This is a genomic window from Moraxella sp. CTOTU46711 (genome assembly GCF_031975715.1).
Classification (GTDB): Bacteria; Pseudomonadota; Gammaproteobacteria; order Pseudomonadales; family Moraxellaceae; genus Faucicola.
The window spans coordinates 26,353-47,260 of record NZ_DALYMP010000004.1 but is presented as its reverse complement, the minus strand read 5'-3'; the positions used below and the strand labels follow the sequence as shown (position 1 = coordinate 47,260).

20 protein-coding genes are annotated in these 20,908 nt (G+C 44.1%); 7 read left to right on the top strand and 13 right to left on the bottom strand.

Annotated elements, in window-relative coordinates:
• Window positions 1-9: 9 nt before the first annotated feature.
• From trpB to RTJ53_RS07200, 5 genes are all read right to left on the bottom strand, one after another.
• Entirely contained in the window at window positions 10-1,236 is a 1,227-nt protein-coding gene (gene trpB / locus RTJ53_RS07220; RefSeq protein WP_312276450.1) for a tryptophan synthase subunit beta, read from the bottom strand.
• Between the two features lie 16 nt (window positions 1,237-1,252).
• A complete protein-coding gene (locus RTJ53_RS07215; protein ID WP_312276449.1) occupies window positions 1,253-2,005 on the bottom strand; it encodes an SDR family NAD(P)-dependent oxidoreductase in 753 nt (250 codons plus the stop codon).
• 94 nt (window positions 2,006-2,099) lie between these two features.
• Window positions 2,100-2,744, bottom strand: a complete 645-nt coding sequence (locus RTJ53_RS07210; protein WP_312276448.1) for a phosphoribosylanthranilate isomerase — start codon at window positions 2,742-2,744, stop codon at window positions 2,100-2,102.
• A 129-nt stretch (window positions 2,745-2,873) separates the two neighbouring features.
• Window positions 2,874-3,296, bottom strand: coding sequence for a YgaP family membrane protein (locus RTJ53_RS07205; RefSeq protein ID WP_312276447.1), 423 nt, complete (start codon window positions 3,294-3,296; stop codon window positions 2,874-2,876).
• An 18-nt stretch (window positions 3,297-3,314) separates the two neighbouring features.
• Window positions 3,315-4,196, bottom strand: coding sequence for an MBL fold metallo-hydrolase (locus tag RTJ53_RS07200; protein ID WP_312276446.1), 882 nt, complete (start codon window positions 4,194-4,196; stop codon window positions 3,315-3,317).
• 243 nt (window positions 4,197-4,439) lie between these two features.
• On the opposite strand from RTJ53_RS07200, the gene RTJ53_RS07195 reads away from it, so the two are divergent.
• The 5 genes from RTJ53_RS07195 to RTJ53_RS07175 all read left to right on the top strand — a co-directional run bounded on the left by RTJ53_RS07195 (window position 4,440) and on the right by RTJ53_RS07175 (window position 8,149).
• Window positions 4,440-4,790: a metalloregulator ArsR/SmtB family transcription factor gene (locus RTJ53_RS07195; protein ID WP_409418147.1), complete on the top strand. Its 351-nt coding sequence runs from the start codon at window positions 4,440-4,442 to the stop codon at window positions 4,788-4,790.
• A gap of 78 nt (window positions 4,791-4,868) precedes the next feature.
• Window positions 4,869-6,584 (top strand): SulP family inorganic anion transporter, encoded by a 1,716-nt coding sequence (locus RTJ53_RS07190; protein ID WP_312276445.1) that lies wholly within the window; start codon window positions 4,869-4,871, stop codon window positions 6,582-6,584.
• A gap of 63 nt (window positions 6,585-6,647) precedes the next feature.
• On the top strand, window positions 6,648-6,980 hold the full coding sequence (locus RTJ53_RS07185; protein WP_128680659.1) for a protein tyrosine phosphatase family protein: 333 nt from the start codon (window positions 6,648-6,650) through the stop codon (window positions 6,978-6,980).
• A gap of 29 nt (window positions 6,981-7,009) precedes the next feature.
• On the top strand, window positions 7,010-7,459 hold the full coding sequence (locus RTJ53_RS07180; protein ID WP_095356416.1) for a YaiI/YqxD family protein: 450 nt from the start codon (window positions 7,010-7,012) through the stop codon (window positions 7,457-7,459).
• A gap of 6 nt (window positions 7,460-7,465) precedes the next feature.
• Window positions 7,466-8,149: a hypothetical protein gene (locus RTJ53_RS07175; RefSeq protein WP_312276444.1), complete on the top strand. Its 684-nt coding sequence runs from the start codon at window positions 7,466-7,468 to the stop codon at window positions 8,147-8,149.
• A 13-nt stretch (window positions 8,150-8,162) separates the two neighbouring features.
• On the opposite strand, the gene RTJ53_RS07170 is transcribed toward RTJ53_RS07175, so the two are convergent.
• From RTJ53_RS07170 to ahpF, 6 genes are all read right to left on the bottom strand, one after another.
• Entirely contained in the window at window positions 8,163-8,642 is a 480-nt protein-coding gene (locus RTJ53_RS07170; RefSeq protein ID WP_312276443.1) for a DMT family transporter, read from the bottom strand.
• A gap of 30 nt (window positions 8,643-8,672) precedes the next feature.
• Window positions 8,673-9,638 (bottom strand): EF-P lysine aminoacylase EpmA, encoded by a 966-nt coding sequence (gene epmA, locus RTJ53_RS07165; RefSeq protein WP_312276442.1) that lies wholly within the window; start codon window positions 9,636-9,638, stop codon window positions 8,673-8,675.
• Window positions 9,639-9,739: 101 nt separating this feature from the next.
• The gene (locus RTJ53_RS07160) at window positions 9,740-10,843 is read right to left on the bottom strand and encodes a 4-phosphoerythronate dehydrogenase (protein ID WP_312276441.1); all 1,104 of its coding nucleotides are present in this window, start codon (window positions 10,841-10,843) and stop codon (window positions 9,740-9,742) included.
• Between the two features lie 118 nt (window positions 10,844-10,961).
• Window positions 10,962-13,898, bottom strand: coding sequence for a hypothetical protein (locus tag RTJ53_RS07155; protein ID WP_312276440.1), 2,937 nt, complete (start codon window positions 13,896-13,898; stop codon window positions 10,962-10,964).
• Between the two features lie 171 nt (window positions 13,899-14,069).
• Window positions 14,070-14,972 carry a 3-hydroxyacyl-CoA dehydrogenase gene (locus tag RTJ53_RS07150; RefSeq protein WP_312276439.1) on the bottom strand — a complete coding sequence of 301 codons (903 nt, stop codon included), beginning with the start codon at window positions 14,970-14,972 and terminating at the stop codon, window positions 14,070-14,072.
• Window positions 14,973-15,135: 163 nt separating this feature from the next.
• Window positions 15,136-16,719: an alkyl hydroperoxide reductase subunit F gene (ahpF, locus tag RTJ53_RS07145; protein ID WP_312276438.1), complete on the bottom strand. Its 1,584-nt coding sequence runs from the start codon at window positions 16,717-16,719 to the stop codon at window positions 15,136-15,138.
• A gap of 352 nt (window positions 16,720-17,071) precedes the next feature.
• Here ahpF and RTJ53_RS07140 point away from each other — a divergent pair, with 352 nt between their 5' ends.
• Complete coding sequence (locus RTJ53_RS07140; protein WP_135888383.1) at window positions 17,072-17,296, top strand: HP1242/YdcH family protein; 225 nt, start codon at window positions 17,072-17,074, stop codon at window positions 17,294-17,296.
• Window positions 17,297-17,450: 154 nt separating this feature from the next.
• Here RTJ53_RS07140 and cytX read toward each other — a convergent pair whose 3' ends face one another.
• Window positions 17,451-18,650 carry a putative hydroxymethylpyrimidine transporter CytX gene (cytX, locus tag RTJ53_RS07135; protein ID WP_312276437.1) on the bottom strand — a complete coding sequence of 400 codons (1,200 nt, stop codon included), beginning with the start codon at window positions 18,648-18,650 and terminating at the stop codon, window positions 17,451-17,453.
• Between the two features lie 139 nt (window positions 18,651-18,789).
• Window positions 18,790-19,356 (bottom strand): alkyl hydroperoxide reductase subunit C, encoded by a 567-nt coding sequence (gene ahpC, locus RTJ53_RS07130; RefSeq protein ID WP_312276436.1) that lies wholly within the window; start codon window positions 19,354-19,356, stop codon window positions 18,790-18,792.
• Window positions 19,357-19,927: 571 nt separating this feature from the next.
• Here ahpC and RTJ53_RS07125 point away from each other — a divergent pair.
• Window positions 19,928-20,902, top strand: a complete 975-nt coding sequence (locus tag RTJ53_RS07125) for a hydrogen peroxide-inducible genes activator (protein WP_312276435.1) — start codon at window positions 19,928-19,930, stop codon at window positions 20,900-20,902.
• Window positions 20,903-20,908 lie beyond the last annotated feature (6 nt).

Sequence of the window (20,908 nt, the reverse complement as noted above, 5' to 3'; positions counted from 1 at the left end):
TTTAATCTGCTACACCTGAATACCATCACGTTTCATGACGGTATGCAAATCCTTATCCCCACGACCCGACAGATTGACAATAATCGACTGGTCTTTTGACATGGTTTTGGCAAGTTTCAACGCATACGCAATGGCGTGCGAGCTTTCTAGTGCAGGAATAATGCCTTCTTTTTGGGTACATTCACGAAATCCCACCATCGCTTCTTCATCGGTACAAGGTACATATTGCACACGGTCGATATCCTTTAAGAAACTATGCTCAGGACCCACGCCAGGGTAATCAAGCCCTGCCGAAATCGAATGGGTGCCCAAAATCTGCCCATCATCATCCGCCATCAAATACGTGCGGTTGCCGTGTAATACACCCACTCGACCGACGGTAAGCGGTGCAGCATGGTTGCCTGTCTCGACGCCATCGCCGCCGGCTTCGATACCATACATTTTGACGTCTTTATCATTTAAAAAGTCATAAAACAGTCCGATGGCATTACTACCGCCACCGACACAAGCGACCAACGCATCGGGCAGTTTGCCTGTTTTTTGGTAGTGTTGTAGTTTGGCTTCTTTGCCGATAATGGCTTGAAAGTCACGCACCAGCATGGGGTATGGGTGCGGACCTGCGACAGTGCCAATGACATAATAAGTGCTATCGACATTGGTGACCCAGTCACGCATGGCTTCGTTCATGGCGTCTTTGAGCGTGCGAGTGCCCGAGGTGACAGGTACCACTGTTGCGCCAAGCAAACGCATGCGATACACGTTCATGGCTTGGCGTTCGACATCATCTGCGCCCATATACACCACGCACTCTAAGCCTAGACGCGCCGCGATGGTGGCAGTTGCTACGCCATGTTGCCCTGCACCTGTCTCGGCAATGATGCGTTTTTTGCCAACCATTTTGGCAAGCAAGGCTTGACCGATGGTGTTGTTGACTTTGTGAGCGCCTGTGTGGTTTAAGTCTTCACGTTTAAGATAAATCTGCGCCCCACCGATATCATCACTTAGGCGCTTGGCATGATAAAGTGGCGTTGGTCTGCCGACATAATTGACCAAGTCGTCTTGAAAAGCTTTCCAAAATTCGGGGTCAGCTTTGGCAGTGTTATAGATATGCTCAAGTTGTTCCAGTGCCGCCATCAGAGTTTCAGAGACAAAGCGTCCCCCATGAATGCCAAAATGTCCACTGGCATCTGGGTATTGATTGAAGTCTTTTACTTCAGTTGGGTTTTGAATGTTCATTATTTTCTCTCTAATGTTATAAATCTTTAACGACTTTTAAGCCTGCAAAGGTCTGTGCGGTAGGCATGACTTCGATACGGTTGATATTGACGTGTTTGGGCTGTTCAATCAGCCATGCCACCATATTGGCGATATCTTGTGGGGTGACATATTGCACGCTGTCATAAACTTGGGCGGCTTTGGCGTCATCGCCGTGAAAACGAATATTGCTAAACTCCGTGCCACCGCATAGTCCTGGCTCGATATTACTGACACGGATATTTTTACCGACCAAATCGGCACGCAAGTTTAGGCTAAACTGGGTCACAAAAGCTTTGGTCGCGCCATACACATTGCCGCCAAAATACGGATAATTACCTGCGGTTGAGCTTAAATTAATAATGTAGCCGTCATTGTTGGCGACCATACTAGGCAGGATTTCATGGGTTAAATGAATCAAGCCTAGAATATTGGTATTGACCATTTGTTGCCAATCGGCAAAGTCTGTTTTATCCGCGGGTTCAAGTCCCAGTGCCAATCCTGCGTTATTGACCAGTACGTCGATGTTGGTAAGCAAATCATTTGGCAAAGTTTGTAGCGCGGTTTTGGTGGCGGACAAGTCCGATACGTCAAAGGTTAGCGGGATAAATTTGTCGCCCAGTTGGCTCTGTAGTTCTTCCAGTTTTTCTTGGCGTCTGCCAGTGCCGATGACGGTATGACCTTTTGAGATGAGTAATTCGGCAATCGCTCTGCCAAACCCTGCAGTTACACCTGTGACCAAGATATTCATAATAATTCGTCCATCATAAAGTCTTATGTTCTATTATACTAGTACGTTAGTATATACCAATTTATTTGAAAAGCAATCTTTATCCTTACAGGATTTATTTGCGAGTTTGTTCAATAAATTTTTGCATTTTATCCAAACTTTTCACCCCTTTTGCTGACTCAATCCCACCACTGACATCCACGCCATACACGCCTGTTTGTGTAATTGCATCACCCACATTTTCTGCGGTCAATCCTCCCGCCAAAATAATCGGTAAAGGTGAGTTTTTAGGGATTTTTTCCCAATCAAAGCTATCACCTGTACCGCCAAATTTATCGGGATGATAGGCGTCAAGCAGCACGCTACACGCGCCAAAGTCTTTAAGTTCTTGGATTTGGGTGACAATCGTCTCCGTGGTGTCATCATGGCTGATGCGTAATGCCTTTATCCAGCGTTTATTGATTCTATCCGCCATCAGCTTGCATTCTCGCGGCGATTCATCACCGTGAAACTGCACGATATCAAATGGCACGTGATGCGATAGATAAACCAATTCTTGCTCAGGCATATTGATTACCAATGCCACCACCGTGGTAAACGCAGGCACCGCTTTGGCAAGCTCACAGGCTTGCTCGGCGGTCACCGCTCGCGGACTTGGCTCATAAAATACAAAACCCACCGCATCCACGCCAAGATTGACCGCATTTGTAATATCTTCAAATTGGGTAAAGCCGCAAAATTTGACCGCTGTATTTTTCATTGAGTTGTGTTTGTCTTGAAAATGATAAAAGCTAGTATAACGAAAAAAGGCACCCAAACGGATGCCTTTTCTCAGTCTTTTATTAGGCTATAACGAATGTCACATTCGCTTAAATTAAAGCCGCCTAGATTAAGCCTCTTTTTTTTCTGATTGTTCTGACTTTTCCGCCTTGTCTGCATCGTCAGCTTTCTTGGCTTCTGCAAGTTCTTCCATTTTTTCATGAGCAGTCTCTTTAAGCGTGGCTGCTTTTTCTTGAACTGTTTCTTTTAAGGTTTCAGCTGTTTGCATGACACTGTCAATCACGGTGCTTTTGTCATCAGCGCTATCTTTCGCATGGTCTTTGGATTGCGCTTTAGAGTGCTTTTTGCTATCTGCTGCTGATTTGGCGGTGTTGATACCTAGCATGCTATAACAAGGACAATGACCCGTCGCACCCGATACTAAGGGTATTAAGCCAAGCATTTTCATCTTTTTGCTTTTCGCTGATTTTAGTAAAGCTAGACCTGCCACCACACGCACGACTCGTTCTTTGTTGCCCACATTGGTTTTCATTTATTATTCTTCCTTATTTTATGATAATTGATTTAAGGGAATTTTAAGGTAGCGAACGCCATTGTCTTCTGGTTTTGGCAATTCACCTGCATTGATGTTAACTTGTACCGATGGCAAAATCAAACGTGGCATTGCAAGTGTTTTGTCACGTTGGTTACGCATTCGTACAAATTCTGCTTTAGGCGTGCCTTGTTTGACATGAATGTTGTGTAATTTTTGCTCACCTACATAAACCGTTGCGATATGCTCACGCCCGCCCTTGGGTGGGTAATCATGGCAAAGATACAGCAGGGTATCATCGGGCAAGGCTAATAAACGCTGAATCGAGTCATACAAATCCTCGGCACTACCATGGGGAAAGTCACAGCGTGCAGAGCCGACATCCGGGGCAAAAATAGTATCACCGACGAATACCGCAATTTTTTTATTGCCTGCGCTTTTATCCGTCACTTTATATGCCATATCGGCAGGGGTATGACCCGGTACATGCATGGCTGTAATGCTCAAATCACCCAGTGTTAACTCGCTGCCTTCCTCGGTTAAAATATCAAATTGACTGGCATCGGTGGCTAGGTCGTCAAAGTTAAAAATGGTTTTAAAGGTTTTTTGCACGTTTTCGATATATTTACCTATCACTATTTTACCGCCTAATTGCGCTTTGATATAAGGCGCGGATGATAAATGATCGGCATGGGCATGGGTTTCGATGATATAGTCAAGAGTCAACCCTTGTGATTTGACAAACCCAATGACTTTATTGGCATTGTCATAGCTAATTTTGCCGGCTGCGGGGTCAAAATCCAATACTGGGTCGATGATGGCACAGTGTTTGCTAGCTGTATCGACTAGAACGTGGGTAAAAGTTTCCGTGTCTTTGTCTAAAAAAGAATGAATGTTCATAAGTTTTCCTATTATCTAAAAACGCTTTTGGCATATCTTTATGGCAATTTCAACTGAAAAAACACTTTATACTTTTGTATAATAGCCGCATTGCAAGGCGTTGCTCGATTCATTATATTATTTTATAATATGTTTTTCAATATATTGTATTGGCGCAAACGTTTATTGATTTTAAAATTATGTGATAAGTTTGATGGTAGCACCAGTTAGTATCAACCATCAAAACACCTTGGGGGGAAAGTCATGTCTGAAATTGCCGAACCGCAGTCCGATGCGCCTGTATCGATGGATGCAACCATGCTCTATCAAATGCACGCTGCTGCAGGAAAAGCCAGCCAGTTGTTAAAGTCGTTATCTCATCCTGACCGCTTGATGCTGCTGTGTCAATTGACGCAAGGTGAGCATTGTGTGAGCCAGCTTGAAGAGAAAGTGGGACTCGGTCAACCAAGTCTGTCGCAGCAATTGGGGATTTTGCGTAAAGATGGTTTGGTCAACACCCGCCGCGAGGGCAAACAAATCTATTATTCAGTCGCCAGTGAGGATGCTTTGGCAATCCTCAATGTACTGTACGATCGCTTTTGTCAGACAAAATAATTAAGTCTAAAGCTAACCAGTCTGCCAATTTATCGGACGCTAATTTATCAGAGTAACCACTTTATCGGGATAACCACCTTGCCATTACATTTAGCCAACTTGCGACGCTTACCCCACTGGGTAACGCACTATAACAAGGCAAATCTCAGTCAAGATTTGTTGGCGGGTGTTATCGTGGGTATTTTGGTGATTCCGCAAAGTTTGGGTTATGCCATGCTGTCAGGGTTGCCCCCTGTATATGGGTTATATTCAGCGATTGTGCCGGTACTGGTGTATGCGTGGATTGGCGCAAGCTCGGTTAATGCCGTCGGTCCTGTGGCGATTACGGCGATTATGACCGCACAAGCGCTACAGCCCTATAACGAGTTACCGCCGATGCATTACGCCATTATGGCGTCGTTTTTGGCGCTGATAACAGGGGCACTATTGTGGCTAGCAAGCGTGTTTCGGCTTGGCTGGATTACCCAGTTTATTAGCCGTGGCGTGACGGCAGGGTTTATTAGTGGCGCGGCGATTTTAATTTTGGTCGGGCAAATCAAATATGTGACAGGTATCGCGATCAGTGGCAATTCACTGCTAGAGAATGTTGAAACCTTTTTGTTTCATCGCCGTGAGTTGCACGTGCCCACCTTAATGGTCGGTGTTGCGGCATTCACCATACTGTTTATCAACCGCTATTATCTTAAAACTTGGCTCAAGCCTTTATTGGCTGCCAAAGTCATTGAGGTCATCACGCGTATGTTGCCCCTTGCGGTGCTGGCAATCGGTATTATCGCCAGTCAAGTTGGCAACTTTGCCGCTATCGGTATTCGCACGGTGGCGGATGTACCCAGTGGTTTGCCGCATTTTGTGCTGCCGTTTTATCAGATTTCGCCCGTTGAACTTATTAATTTATTACCTGCAGCCGGGTTGATGGCGCTAATTGCGTTTGTCTCTAGCAACTCGGTTGCCAGCTCATTTGCGCGACAACGTCATGAAGCTTACGATGCTAATCTGGAACTCAAAGGCTTGGGCGTTGCCAATATCGCAGGCGCGTTTTTTCAGTCGTTTACCATTGTCGGTGGCTTCTCACGCACCGCGGTAAATGTCGATGCGGGCGCGCAAAGTCCCCTTGCCAGTATGTTATCGGTACTGGTGATGGCATTGGTGCTGCTGTTTTTTAGCCAGACTTTAGAGCCACTCCCCTACGCGATATTGGGTGCTACGATCATGTCAGTGATTATCAGCCTGATTGATGTGCAAACGCTCAAGCAAGCGCTGCGCTATGACAAACTCGATGCGCTGGCATTTGGCGTGGCACTCACAGGTGTGTTATTGTTTGGGCTAAATATTGGCTTGGTGCTGGGGCTGTTTGCCTCCTTTGCAGGCCTGATTTGGCAAACCAGCCACCCGCATATCGCGATTGTGGGTCAAATTGGTGATACCGGGCATTTTCGTAATGTTGCACGCCATCCAGTGACCCAGTTTGATGATTTGTTGATCATTCGCATTGATGAAAGCCTGTTTTATGGCAATGCCCAGTCCGTACTACAGTTTATTGAGCAAGCGATTGCCAATCATTCACAGACAAAAAATCTGGTGCTGATGTTATCGGCAGTCAATCATATCGATTTGACCGCACAAGATATGCTCATCAATCTAAACCAAAATTTGGCTGCTCAAGCTATCGCCCTACATTTTTCGGAAGTCAAAGGGCCTGTGATGGATGTGATTGAAAAAACCGATGTGATTCAAAAATTAACAGGCAAGGTATTTTTAAGTACGCAACAAGCGGTTAAACAATTAACCCAATAAATATACTTTTCGCAGTCAGTAAAAACATGAATAATCTACGCTAACTTTATAAGGAAACACAACATGCCAAACAATACTGTTTTTTATGGTCAAATCGAGCCACAGCAAGTTGCTCAAATTCAAGCGCAAGGTTTTAAAACCATTATCAATAACCGCCCCGATGGTGAAGAACCCAACCAACCGCTACAAACAGATATCGCTACTAAAGCACAGCAAGCAGGGCTCGCCTATCATTATCTACCGGTCGTTGGTGGTCAATTAACCCGTGAGCAAGTTGAGCAGTTTGCCGAGATTTTTAATCAAGCAGAAAAACCTGTGTTTATGTTCTGCCGTTCGGGCAACCGCTCAAACGTGTTATTTCAGTCTGCCAAACAGCTTGATTTGCTAGACGACTAATCCTTTTAGTGAAAGTTATGACAGCAAAAATTACCCTGTGGATAGACGCTGACGCAATTCCCAATATTGCCAAGCAAATCATCATCAAAACCGCGGAACGCACGCAGACGACTACGATTTTTGTCGCCAATCGTGCTATTGCTTTGCCGCGGTTGCCAGTTTTGCAGATGACAGTGGTCGAAGGCGGTTTTGACAAAGCGGATGACTATATCGCAGCGCACTGTGTGGCGGGTGATGTGGTCATCACCAGCGATATCCCGCTCGCCAATGACTGCATTGAAAAAGGCGCCAAGGTGGTGACTTCTCGCGGTTTTGTGTATGACAAAGACAACATCAAGCAAAAGCTTAATATGCGCGATTTTATGGATACCATGCGTAGTACAGGCGTACTTGAGCCTAGCCAGCAAGGCGGACAAGCGCCCTATAGCGACAAAGACAAACAAGCCTTTGCCAATATTTTAAATGCTTGGATTCGTTAGTTGATTATGCTAAACCCTATTAGTGCTATTAAGTTATTGTATCAACTGGAAAATCACCCCGAACCGCTGGGTGTCAGTCAGGCGATGATTGAGCAAAATGAGCAGGCCTTGGGCGTTCAATTACCTGCAGGTTTGTATCATTATTTATTGGCTTTAGGCAATATTGCTAGTCTCAATAGTGGCTTTAATCACCTTGGCTTATTGCCGTTAGAACGCTTGGGCGACCATCTCGTCATTGGCAAAACCTGCGATAGTGACGGCGTTTGGGGTATCCAAGTAGATGACCTAAGTCCAAAAAAGCAGCATAACCCAATGGTCCAAATGAGCCGCAACTTTGATGCGATTGAACAAAGCGAAATTCATTGGTTTGATGAATTACCGTTAGCGGAGTTCTTACTGGCGCAAGCGATTATTAATGGCGCCAATGGGGGATTGAAACACCATGCCCAAATTTATGATTTTGATGGACGGTCAATTCCAGCCGATTTGAGTGAAAAATTGCAGCATATCGCCCATGAAATCACCGAACTGCGGCAGCCGCATGAGCGCTATTTTCAAGCCGAAGATTTTGGTGTGGTGATGTTATTGGGTATGGATGAGTCTATTCCCAATGCCTTTATGATTGGTTCGCAAGATGAACACAAATTCAATGACTACATCCATCAATTAGCGATTGGATTTGAACATTGACCTAAAAATAGCCTTATGACGACTTAGCAAACCATTTTTGTCCAAACATAAAAAACGATACGCCCACCAGCATCAATACAATCCCCAAAAATTTACTCCAATGCAGGGTTTTAACAGGCATACCAAATAAACCCAAGCTATCCACCACCATGCCCATGACCAGCTGACCTAAAATAAACAAAAACACCGTATTGGCAACACCGATTTTTGGCGCTAAAAAAATCGACGCAAAAACAAAAAACGCGCCCAATGCACCGCCAAGCCATTTCCACCAATCACTGATTTGCATGTCTGATAGACCCGATTGTACCGCTTGCCAATCGACAAATAGCAAAGACACCAAGAACAATAATAGCGCGCCAACCGTAAACGATACAAATGCTGCCATTAACGGTTGACCACCAAACATTGCGCCCAATCGGGTATTAATCGCCGCTTGAATCGGGATGCCTAAGCCTGCCATTAGCCCCAAAAATAAATGCCAAAGTTTCATATCAATTCCTATTTTTTGAGTTCACTGCTGTTAGGCGTGAGGGGTGGGAAAAGCGATGACATCGCGGATATGGGTTTTGCCCGTTTTAATCATCAGCAGTCGATCGATGCCAAGCGCAATGCCACTACAAGCTGGCAGGGCATCACAAGCTGCCAGCAGATTTTCGTCAATTGGCATCACAGGTAGCCCGCGTTTTTTACGCGCCACATTGTCTTCATCAAAGCGCAGACGCAGCGCTTGTCCATCAGCCAGCTCATCATACGCATTGGCGATTTCAAGACCATTGATATACAGCTCAAAGCGTCTAGCTACTCGATTGCCGTCTTTGTCTGTGACTGTCTTGGCGAGGGCGGCAGTGGCGACAGGATAATCGTAGATGAGTGTCGGTAGCGCTTTTCCCAAATTAGGCTCCACCAAATGACTAAATAACAAATCTAACCAGCCTTGGTGATCCTCCCCCAAATCAATGTTAAGACCATTATCTTTGGCGATGGCTTTAAGGGTATCGCAACTGGCATTGAAGGGATGAATTTTGACAAAATCCATAAAGGCATCCACATAGCGATAATGGTCAAAAATCACCGGATAGCCGAGTACCGCGGACACCAAGTCATTGGTTTCTTTTGCCAGTTCATCCAAGCTAAAATTGGGACGATACCATTCAAGCATGGTAAATTCAATGTTGTGACGGCTGCCAATTTCGTTGTCGCGAAACACGGGGCAAATCTGGTACATCGGCACTTGCCAAGCTGCCAATAGACGCTTCATGGCAAATTCGGGTGAGGTGTGCAGATAATAGGTTGTTGGATGGTCGCCCACAGTGACATTGCTAGAGACAGATTGCAGAAATATATCGGTATTACCCGCCTGTGACATCACCGGGGTTTGTACTTCTAGCACCTGCCGCTCGGCAAAAAACTGGCGAAGGGTGGCGTACATCTCTGCACGGGCTTGGGCGGTTTGTAGGGTGCAAGTAGGTTGATAAGTGGTTGACATAGCAGTTTGGATAGGTGGATTTGCGACAATATTAGCAGACCCAAAAAAAATAGCTAGTATTTTCCCATACTGGCTATTTTTGCTTTATATCATAGTGAATATCAAATTTTAAACACGTATGATTGCCATTCACGGCGCAGCGGGTAATTTTTACGCAGGTTATCAAAGTCTTTGCCTTCAATATCACCGTTTGCATTTGCCACACTACGTAAACGCTTGTCATCGGCTTTTATATCATACATCACAGGAATTTTATTGAGCAGTTGGTGGCGCTCGTGGTCTTTGAGTGGGTTATGCACTTCTTGAAACAGCGGCACTTCAGCTGGCATCAAGGTATGAAAATCAACCGTTGGGGCAACCTGTAAATATTTGCATAAGGCATTATAGACAAACTGTGTGCCCCTAAGTTTGCCTTCTAGGGTATAACCGGCGATATGCGGGGTGACGATACTACAGGCTTTGAGCAGCTCTGCATCGATATTGGGCTCGTGTTCAAACACATCGAGCACACACACATTCGGGCTTGCGACAATATCATCACGACCGAGCACTTCACCGCGTGAGGTATTGATGATGATGGCAGTGTCGGATACTGTTTGCCAGCGCGCTTGGGTCATCAGATAGTCGTGATGGGTGGGATATGAGCTGTTGTGCGCCTGCGTCAGTGGCACGTGAAAGCTAATCACATTGCTTTCTTGCAGTACAGTTTCAAGTTTGGCGTTGTTCACCACCGACGGTGGTTTGAGTGGGTCATAGCCCAGCACATTCCAGCCATAGGAAATCGCATATTGCGCGAGGGTATTACCGATATTACCCACCCCAATAATCCCAAGGTTGATGGGTTTGAATAAATAATCAGGGCGCAAATTGGCAATCGCTGCCACCACATATTGTGCAACCGAGTGTTTACTACAGCCAGCGGCATGGGCAAAAATGATACCGCGCTTGGCGAGGTACTCCACATCGACATGGTCGATGCCGATGGTGGTACTACCGACAAATTTGACGCTTTTATTGTTGTCTAATAACAGCTTGTTGACAGGCGTGACGGAACGTACTAGCAAAATATCAGGCTGATGCTCATCTATCACAGCCGCGTCAATCTCACGCCCTGCCATCGTAATCAATTCGATGGGTCGCCCTAAAGTGTATTCATTAAAAAAATCGCTTAAATGAGCAATATTGCCATCAGCAATAATTTTCATATTGTATCCCTATCTTTCTTTTTGTTGTCATCATCCAACTTACAGACCGTTAGCATAACAAATTTTTATGACCTTTTGATGCGTATGCTGACTTTTTTCAAATAAAAATTGGGGAAATTTATCGCATCATTTTGACCAGTATCACCATGATAATCAAAACAAGCACCCCACCGATAGCAATCACTAGGAGTTTTTTATCTTTGGCTGTATCTTTGGTGGATAATTGGGTTTGTAAGCGCAGCTTGTCATTCATAAGTTGCTGCGTCAATTCATTGGATAGTGAGGATGGTGGCGGCGCTTTTGGGATCTGGGCTGTCTGAGTTAGTGACTCTGTTGATGGCTGTAAAGTTGGCTTTACATCAGCAAGTTTTTGCCGAGTCTTTTGTTGAATAGCGGCTTGTTGAATAGTCGATTGTTGCTTAGCAGTAGCTGATATTGGATTTTCTAGCTTGTCTGACATCAATCCGATAGCTGAACTTTGTTCTCGGCTAGATGCTCGGTTGGGTGTTCGGCTGGGTGCTTGGTTGGGTTTAAATTTTGGCCATAGCCGCTTTTGGGTTGCGGCATCGGTGCTATCCTGTGGGTATTTTTGCTGCCAGTGGATATAGGGAAGTAAATCATAATCTTGCCCAAACTGCTCATAAGCCAAACTTAGCCAATAGTGATAATAGGCTTTATCCCATAATTGGCTAGGCAATACCATAATTTCGCCCTGCTCGGCTTTATTTTGGTAAGCATTAGTATGAATGATAATGGGCACTATGCTGTTTGATAACATGCCATTGGGCAAATGACGCCGCCAAATCCAACTGGTAGTTATCCGATAGTTTGTCGCTGCGATACTGGCTGGATAAGCCAAATTAAACACCCTAGATGTGTCGTCTTGGTAATGTAATTGATAAAACGCCACGTCGGGTGGAGCATTTGGCGGCTGATTAACTGTGCCAATCGCATCCATTAATTGACTTGCCTTGGCTTGCAAATCTTCTACCCTTGCTTGCCCGCTTGGATCAAACAAAATGTCGGCATAACTTACCCGATGGTTGGCAAAAGGCGTGTCTCGCTCCTCTTCTGACATAGGCTCGGTTAACGCTGCATCAGATTTTATTACAACGCCCCACACCACTTTGCCATAGCGATACAAATCCTCAGTCGCTTCTATTTGCCGATATAGTTCATCTTTAATCAAGTTATCACTGGCGTATACCTGCAAATAGCTTTGTTCGTGGTGGCTGGCTTGCAGAATATGTTTTGCCAAATCAAACCCGCGCCAATCAATGCTGGTATAGTCAAAAGCTGCCATATTCACATTGGTTTGATTATCGAGTATCGGCAATAGCGCAAAATCAAAATGTGTCACCAGCTGCGCGTTTTGTTGCTGGATACGCTGGTCTTTGGGCGGCAATACCCAGCTATCAAGTTGATTGACATAGGCATCTTGCCACAGCGTTTTGACCGCGGTATTTTGTGTTGAAGGTGTGCTTAGCAGTGCTTGGTAAAAGTGAGTGGTTAATGCAGCTATTTGTTCGGATGTAAGCGCTGTTTGTGCACCGTTTTGATGACTGACTAACGGATAAATTTTTAGACTGTGCCAATCATTGGCAGACTGATACGGCAACACAAGCTGCAACTGTAAGCGAGGGTTGTCATACACCCATATCTCAATGACCACTCCTTCGGTGCGCCCCATCGGCAAATTGGTATAGCTATCAAAACAGCCGACGATTATGGGCGCTAATTGTGGATTTTGATGCAGCGTTTGATAGAGGCTATCAATCAGTGTGTCTGTATCTGTATCTGTGGCTGTAGCTGTGTCTAAATCCGTATCGCTAGGTGATAACAACTTAATATTTGATGGATTAAATGCGGTTAATTCACCCCCTGTATTGTCGCTGCTATGGGCTTGATACACACAAGGTAAAATTGGCTCACCTTGTGATAGCCTTGATAGCACAGATGCCACTAAAGCACCTGCCACCTGCATGGCTGACGTCCAGTGCGCTGGCAAGTCAGCGGTAGCGCTCACAGCGTCTTGATAAGGATAAACCGCTAGGTGACCTGCATTTTGCTGTTGTAAAATATCGGCAAACTCAGCAGCGGTGGTCGGAAAATTGCTAGCAAGTCCAAATAACCGATTGGTCACTACCAGCATCGGTGTGCGATAGCAGTCCTCAAACAGCAGTACAAAACTATGCTCAAGGCATTCAGCAAACTCCTCGCCCAAGTTATCATACATCTGCGCAAAAGACACCCAGCGCACGGGCGCATTTGCCAAGCGACTGCTGGTCACACCAATATAAAACCCTAGCAAATAACAAAATGCTTGATGTGAGGCGTCTTGCAAAAAATCAAGATAATCCGCTTGCGTAAATCCAAACGCCTGCTGAATAGCCGATAAGGCATCATCAATTTGCACCAAACTATCACGGCTATGATCGAAATTCACCGCTGCCAGATAGGTAGAAAATGCGATAGCGGCGTCTTGTAGTTTGCCTGTTTTCACTTTTGCCAAATAGCCCTGACACACCGCCTCAGGCGATTGTAATAAGTTGACTTGCGATTGCTGATAGAGGGTCTGCGTCATCTGGGCAATAAACTGTGGCAACACATCCTTACCCTGCAGCAAATCTGGTAATAACTTAAGCGGTTGGCAATATAACTTATGTCCGATACGCGCGGTGAGTGAGCTGTAAAAATCGGCAGGTAACTGTGACTGCATGGGGTACTTATTTTGCCGTGCTAGTTGCGCTAACATCCTGTCATAGTCATACCAAGCAATCGTTTGCCCGGTGGTTTTGGCTAAATAGTCTGCAATATAAGCGGCGAGCGTTATCACAAACGCTTGCCCGCTTTGGCTTGTCAATAATTGTGGCAATTGAATGTGGCGTTTTGCCATTGCTGCAAAAAACCGACTGAGTTGTTGTAGGCTGTTGGCTGAATAATCAAAGTCAATCTTTTGCAAGTTTTCCCAAAACAGTATCTTAAACGGCGGTGTCTGTTTGGTCTGCAAATAATATAATAAGGTGTTGACTTGTTGGGCGGTGGTCGGCTTCATCGAGGTTTTTTGGCAACAATTTTTTATCATTTTGGGGTAAATTTTTGGCTTTGGCAAGTGCTAGCCGTGGGTGCTGCCGCAATAAAAGATAAAAAACAAAGCCCATGTTGAGTCAATGGGCTTTTGTCATCTACTGACTTTTAAATACTGACTTTTAATCTTTTTTGAGGCTTATTTTAAAAAATCAGGGTCTTTATAAGCCGGGTTTGGATAATCATAAAAACCCTTCCCCACTTCAAACCCTGTGCGACCTTTATCAATCAGTTCGGTTTGCAGTTTTTGGATAAATCGCTCAGCAGTTTTTGAGCCTGTTTTGGCTTTTTGCTGGCTGATATTAACAATGGTATTGACCCCTACGATATCCATCATGGCAAACGGTCCCATCGGTGCACCTGTGCCAATCATCCAAGTTTTATCGACTGTATGGGGATCGGCAATGTCATTGGCATACAAGTGCATACCGGCATTTAAGAAGGGCACTAATAGGGTGTTTAAGATATAGCCAGGCTGTTCTTTATTGAGTGGTAACGCCACCATGCCAATGGCTTTGGCATAAGCAACAATGTTGTCAAATACTGCCGGGTCGGTATGCGCTGAGCCCATGACTTCTGCGGTGTTGTTCACCCAGATACGGTTGGCAAAGTGTAACGCCAAAAATTTATCAGGACGACCTGTGGCTTCGACCATTTGGCTAGGAATTAAAGTTGAGCTGTTACTGGCAAAAATCGTGTGACTTGGGGCTACCTTTGCCAGCGCCTTATAAAATTCATTTTTGATATCGAGGACTTCTGGTAAGGCTTCAATCACCAAATCAGCCTCTGCCACCGCTTCGCCTAAGTCAGTCACATAGCGAATCGCATGGGTGATTACTTGGGCTTGTGCTGGGCTTTTGTTATAGAATTTGGCATAGATTGGCATGAGTTTTGCGATGCGCTCTTTGACCTTTTCGGGTTCTTTATCAAAGATTGTGACGTTAAAGCCAAAAAAGGCATTTTGCATGGCGATTTGAGAACCCAGTACGCCGCCGCCGGCTACCGTTACCTGCTTGATGGATGAAGTATTTGCTGTTGTCATGATTTATTCCTTTAAATCGCTATTAATAGTTTGCAAGTTATTGTAGCGGATTTTGGGTAGTATGCCTACCTCGCCAATATAGACTGACAAGGCAACACCATGTTAGCCGCCAAAAAAAAGCCAAACTATGACGTTTGGCTTTTTTTGAAAAGCAAGTAAAAAATTATTGCAACATGAGGTATTCAAACGCACTGAGTGCCGCTTTACTACCTTCACCCATCGCAATATTAATTTGCTTAAATGGCACAGTAGTGACATCACCACAGGCGAAAATTCCGGGTTTGTTTGTTTGGCATTTCTCATTGATTTCAATTTCACCAAATTTGGTCACCTGTACCAAATCTTTGACCACTTCCGAGTTTGGCACCAGTCCGATTTGCACAAAGATAGCAGATAATGGCAATTCTTTGTTTTCACCGGTGGTACGGTCTTGGTAAATTAGCGAACTGACTTTACCATCGGTTGCTTTAACTTCTTGGCTCGCTACACTTGTCATGATATCGATATTATCGCGCTCTTTGGCTTTATTAATCAATACTTGGTCTGCTTTGAGCGTGTCAGCAAATTCTAACACGGTCACGTGTTTGACAATGCCTGCCAAGTCAATTGCCGCTTCAATCCCTGAGTTACCACCGCCCACAACTGCCACATCTTTGCCTTTAAAGAAAGGACCATCACAGTGCGGACAATACGCAACGCCACTACCGATATTTTCGTCTTCACCTTTGATATTAAGCTTACGCCATTTTGCCCCCGTCGCTACGATAATCGCACGAGTGGCGAAACTTTCACCGGTATTAAGCGTGATTTGGTAGGTTAGCTTATCCTCGCCTTGCTCATTCATTTGTGCAGAATTTTCGGTGATGGATGTCACGCTTACCATTTCTTTGACCGTGATACTATAAGCGGTAATATGTTTGACAAAATTGGCAGACAATTCATTACCATTGGTCAATGGGATTGAAATTAAGTTTTCGATATCTTGGGTATCTTTCACTTGCCCACCGATACGATCAGCCACCATGGTCACTTTTAAGCCTTTACGTGCCACATAAATGGCTGCCGCCACGCCCGCAGGTCCGCCACCGATGATGGTCACATCTTGCTGCTCAAGCTGTTCAGCCGCTGCAGCACCACTCATCAAATCTGGATATTGCTGTTGCAGTTTTTCGATGAGTTTGGCAGTGTCAATTTTACCATTGGCAAAAGGTTTACCATTTAAATATACCGCAGGTACGCCTTGGATATTGCGCTCGTTAATCATGTCTTGGAACACACCACCATCAATCATTTCATTGCTGATGTTGTCGTTCAATAACGCAAATTGGTTCAGCGCTTGCACCACGTCTGGACAGTTGTGGCAAGACAATGAGACGAAAGTTTCAAATTTTAGCGGCTGTTTAATCGCCTTAATGATATTTTGAATACCTGGGTCAAGTTTGAGTTCACTACCACCTGATTGTAAAATCGCCAAAATCAATGAGGTAAACTCGTGACCACCTGGAATACCACTAAAAATGATACCCGTATCTTTGTCTTGGCTACGGATTTTAAAACTCATCGGTGATAGATTGGCATCGAATTGTTGACTCAAACTAATCTTGTCAGTAGTGCCTGCAATTTGGGTCAAAAAATCCACCAGTTCAGCACGCTGTTCATGTTCACCCTCACCCAACATAAACTCAATCGGGCGAGTCATACGTTCGCTATAAGTTTTTACTGCATCTAATAAACCTTGATCTAACATGGTAGTTTCCTTCTAGTTATTGGGTAAGTCATTTTGTTAACCTTATTATTGTGATTTTTGTGGGCTTTGACAATGTGAGAAAGTTGATAGCTATGTTTTAAAAAACAAAACGTTTATTATTTTATATAACAAAATATTAATACATAAATATTAATGTATAAATTGCCTCAATCCATTGATGGTGTGGCTTTTTCCCCCTCACCAATTGTTACCGATTAGCGTATAGTCAACCATGCGATTTTTCGTTACAATGCTAATAAGACAAATGCAATATACTAACTCAATCAAATTTGTCTTATGTATTGACCCCTTTGCATTATTTTTCACATACAACCAAAAAAAGGAAAGAACTATGTTTCCAGAACATCGCGAACTTATTAGCAAACTAAAAACTTCTGATAAATACTTTGAAAAACTCTTTGATAAACACAACGACTTAGATGCTCAAATCATTAACCTAGAAAAAGATCCTATTGCAGCTGGCAGCCGTGATGACGAAATTGAAGCATTAAAAAAACAAAAACTGCAATTAAAAGATGAAATCTATAAAATCTTAGAAGACAATAAAAATAAATAAGTTCTAAGCTAAATTCGATTTTTTGATTAAAGCCCTGTTCTCTGTGACAGGGCTTTTACTATTGATATTAAGCTTAATGGTTCAACCAACCAATCAACCCTACTGTGAAAAAAGTTGGACTGTAAAAAAATTGCTTTAAGCGTGGCTGACGGCATTATTTTTTTGTGAATACATTAACCAAGAGGCATAACAGCATCGTCACCATAATCACCGGCAAGGTATTCCCGATATCGAGTGGATGGGCAAGCCAATAACGGTATAAGCAAAAACCAATCGCCCAGACAATCAAATTTTTGACATGAAAACGCTGTTTGATACCGGTATTTTTTAAAATAAAAAAGTCCACAATTTGAATGGCTGCCATTGGCGCAAACACCGAGCCTAAAAAGTATAAAAATTCAGTGATATCATCCATGGGAAACAGCATCGCTGCGATGGTACAGACCAGAGTAATGCCAATCGCCAAGCCTTTTTCTGGGAGTTTCTGCCACAGCGAGACACCCGACACGCCTGCCGAGTACGCATCCAAAAACGTGGTTGTCACTGTCGCGAGTACAATCAGCAATAACCCAGTCACGCCCAATCCAAGCTGTAATAGCATTTGGGCAAAATCCGACGTTTGGGTATACAACGCCATGCCCAGTCCAATCGCATACATCCACGCACTCATCACCCCATAGCTCACGGTGCTCACAAGTGTCGCTTGCAAAGGTTTTTGCGCATGGCGAGTATAATCACTCACCAGTGGCAACCATGATAATGGCATAATGACCGCGAGCTCCACCGCTGCCCCAAAGCTCATCGCTGCTGCCACGTCTTTTGTCGCTGCCACATCCCCAGCGCCTAACTTAAATAATTTAAACGACAAAATAAGCGTTAAAATAAACAACCCAGCTACCGCCAACGCATTGATTTTGCCAAAGAAGCGGTTACCCATCCACAGCCACAGCACAATCAGCGCGCCAATCACGCCACACCATGCCGCTTGTCCGATAGCCCAAATCCCATTGACCGCCAACGCCCCATCATAAATCATGATGGCTGTCCAGCCGACCAATTGCGCAACATTTAGCAAAGCAAAAAGCATCCCACCTTGAAAACCAAAACTACCCTTCACCGTTTCCATGGCACTTTTGCGTTGGGTTGCCCCAATATAGCCGACTAAAAAAAATAGCACCCCACCTATCATATGCCCAATGACGATGGCTAACAAGCCACGCTCCCACCCCAACGGCGCAAGGTAGGTGCCCGTCAAAATCTCAGCGATTGACACCGCTGCCCCTGCCCACAGCAATGCGTAATGGCTACTTGTGGTCTGACTGCCAGTTTGGTGGGTGGTTTGTGCGCTATCCATGGTTATTTTCTCAAACTTCAAAAAAGCTGATTTTATCATTGTTAACAACAGTAGTTGAATAAAAAAAACCCCAAATTTTTCAATTTGAGGTTTTTAATTTTATCTAATTGTCAGTCAATGAAACATTAGATCATCAAGATTAGATTTTACCTACTAAATCTAGGCTTGGTTTTAAGGTTTCTTTACCTTTTTCCCATGCCGCTGGACATACTTCACCGTCATTGTCACGCACGTATTGAGCGGCTTGGATTTTACGGATTAAGTCTTTAGCAGAACGACCGATACCTAAGTCATGAATTTCTGCTACTTTAATTTTACCGTCTGGGTCTACCAAGAAAGTACCACGAAGTGCAGCGTTGTCTTCTTCAATCATCACGTTAAAGCCGCGAGTGATTTTACCAGTACCGTCGCCAAGCATTGGGTATTTTACTTTAGCAATTGCAGGTGACGCATCTGCCCATGCTTTGTGTACAAAATGGGTGTCTGTCGATACCGCATACACTTCTACGTCTAGACCTTTGATTTCTTCATAATGGTCTGCCATGTCTTCAAGTTCAGTTGGGCAAACAAAGGTAAAGTCATGTGGGTAGAAGAAAAACACTGCCCATTTGCCTTTAACGTCATCAGATGAGATTTCTTTGAATTCACCATTCACAAATGCTTGAGTTTTGAATTCTGGAATGGTTTGGTTGATAATTGCAGCCATGGATTTTTCCTTATATAAGCTATTGTTGTGATTAAAAATTTAGCAACATCACCATTTGATAAAGCCAAATCAGTGAGTGCTATATTGATAACACAAATTTGATGTCATTGGCAACCTAGCTTTTTAGGCTTCTAGCTTTTTAGGCTAAAGGCGGTTACTGTTTTTTAATCATCAAACGTTGTTATCGATGGGTTTATCTTAGTACAATTTAAGATTCAGTCTAGTTTAAAGTTTTTAATTTATTGATTAATTTTTTAAATTAACCTTGATGTATTTGCTTTGTAGTTTCAATCTTTAGGCTATCTTGTAATTATTTTGAAAGGCTCGATAATGAATTCAATACCAAAACCAAATTAATGATTGATTAAAAAAGATTCCACTCGTAAAAGCATACAAAAATGGTAAACTAAATTTGAAATGATTCGGTTCATTGAAATTTTTAGCATGCATCTTTTGCGTGTTTTTTGCTAGGGTAGCCGTCAGTTTTTTTACCCTTTTATCTTTTTATTTATCTTTAACTAAAACGCGTTAGCGAAGATTTTACGCTATTTTAAAGGTTAAAATTCAAACCATGATTACATTACGACAATTAGAATTTGCATTGGCAGTTGCCAAATACAAGCATTTTAAACGGGCAGCAGAAGAGTGTAATATCTCACAATCTGCTTTAAGCTTAGGGATTGCAGAGCTGGAAAAACAGCTTGATACCCAAATTTTTGAGCGTAACAATAAACAAGTGCTAATCACCCCGATTGGGGAAGAAATTCTTGAGCGTGCCACTCGGATATTTGCCGAAGTCAATGATTTGGTGACCCGCGCCCAGACGCACCAAACCCCACTCGCCTACCCGATGACGATTGGTATCATCCCAACCATTGCGCCGTTTTTGCTGCCCAAGGTATTGCCGTTACTGCGCCAACAATTCCCACAATTTCAGCTCAATGTGGTAGAAGAACAAACTGAGCGACTGCTTGAAAAAGTCCGTTATGGCGCGATTGATACCGCCATTATTGCGCTACCTTACAATACTGACGGCTTGTTATCATTTGAGTTTTGGTCAGAGACGTTTTTGGCGGTATTTGCTAAAGACAGTAAACATGCCAACTTACCCAGCATCAATGCTGATGAGTTAGCCAACAGTAACTTGATGCTGCTAGGCGAAGGACATTGTTTGACCGATCATGCGCTATCAGTATGTCATCTGGATAAAAGCCGCGTCAAACACGCCTTTAGTGAAGCGAGCCTACATACGTTAATTCAAATGGCTATCAGCGGTATGGGCACCACGCTAGTCCCGCAGATGGCATCTCAACAAGTGCGCCAGCAGACTGCCAATGTGTCGTTAGTGCCGCTCAATGAAGCCGGTCCGCATCGCCGCTTGGCGTTTGTCACCCGTCTCAACTATGCGCGGGTCGATGATGTTAATCTATTGGGTCGCTTGTTTGCCCAAGGGTTACACGATAGCGAATTGGCGTCTGCGCCAGCTACCCCATCTACCATAGACACTAAGTCCATGACTTCAGCGAACCCCGCCACAGAGGCATAATTTTTT

Excerpts from the sequence above, each read along its gene's own strand:
- ahpF (WP_312276438.1), bottom strand. The coding sequence starts at position 16,719 with ATGTTAGATCAAGGTTTATTAGATGCAGTAAAAACTTATAGCGAACGT.
- trpB (WP_312276450.1), bottom strand. The coding sequence starts at position 1,236 with ATGAACATTCAAAACCCAACTGAAGTAAAAGACTTCAATCAATACCCA.
- RTJ53_RS07155 (WP_312276440.1), bottom strand. The coding sequence starts at position 13,898 with ATGAAGCCGACCACCGCCCAACAAGTCAACACCTTATTATATTATTTG.
- RTJ53_RS07215 (WP_312276449.1), bottom strand. The coding sequence starts at position 2,005 with ATGAATATCTTGGTCACAGGTGTAACTGCAGGGTTTGGCAGAGCGATT.
- epmA (WP_312276442.1), bottom strand. The coding sequence starts at position 9,638 with ATGTCAACCACTTATCAACCTACTTGCACCCTACAAACCGCCCAAGCC.
- RTJ53_RS07175 (WP_312276444.1), top strand. The coding sequence starts at position 7,466 with ATGCTAAACCCTATTAGTGCTATTAAGTTATTGTATCAACTGGAAAAT.
- cytX (WP_312276437.1), bottom strand. The coding sequence starts at position 18,650 with ATGGATAGCGCACAAACCACCCACCAAACTGGCAGTCAGACCACAAGT.
- RTJ53_RS07205 (WP_312276447.1), bottom strand. The coding sequence starts at position 3,296 with ATGAAAACCAATGTGGGCAACAAAGAACGAGTCGTGCGTGTGGTGGCA.
- RTJ53_RS07185 (WP_128680659.1), top strand. The coding sequence starts at position 6,648 with ATGCCAAACAATACTGTTTTTTATGGTCAAATCGAGCCACAGCAAGTT.
- RTJ53_RS07150 (WP_312276439.1), bottom strand. The coding sequence starts at position 14,972 with ATGACAACAGCAAATACTTCATCCATCAAGCAGGTAACGGTAGCCGGC.
- ahpC (WP_312276436.1), bottom strand. The coding sequence starts at position 19,356 with ATGGCTGCAATTATCAACCAAACCATTCCAGAATTCAAAACTCAAGCA.
- RTJ53_RS07195 (WP_409418147.1), top strand. The coding sequence starts at position 4,440 with ATGTCTGAAATTGCCGAACCGCAGTCCGATGCGCCTGTATCGATGGAT.
- RTJ53_RS07210 (WP_312276448.1), bottom strand. The coding sequence starts at position 2,744 with ATGAAAAATACAGCGGTCAAATTTTGCGGCTTTACCCAATTTGAAGAT.
- RTJ53_RS07160 (WP_312276441.1), bottom strand. The coding sequence starts at position 10,843 with ATGAAAATTATTGCTGATGGCAATATTGCTCATTTAAGCGATTTTTTT.
- RTJ53_RS07125 (WP_312276435.1), top strand. The coding sequence starts at position 19,928 with ATGATTACATTACGACAATTAGAATTTGCATTGGCAGTTGCCAAATAC.
- RTJ53_RS07200 (WP_312276446.1), bottom strand. The coding sequence starts at position 4,196 with ATGAACATTCATTCTTTTTTAGACAAAGACACGGAAACTTTTACCCAC.
- RTJ53_RS07170 (WP_312276443.1), bottom strand. The coding sequence starts at position 8,642 with ATGAAACTTTGGCATTTATTTTTGGGGCTAATGGCAGGCTTAGGCATC.
- RTJ53_RS07140 (WP_135888383.1), top strand. The coding sequence starts at position 17,072 with ATGTTTCCAGAACATCGCGAACTTATTAGCAAACTAAAAACTTCTGAT.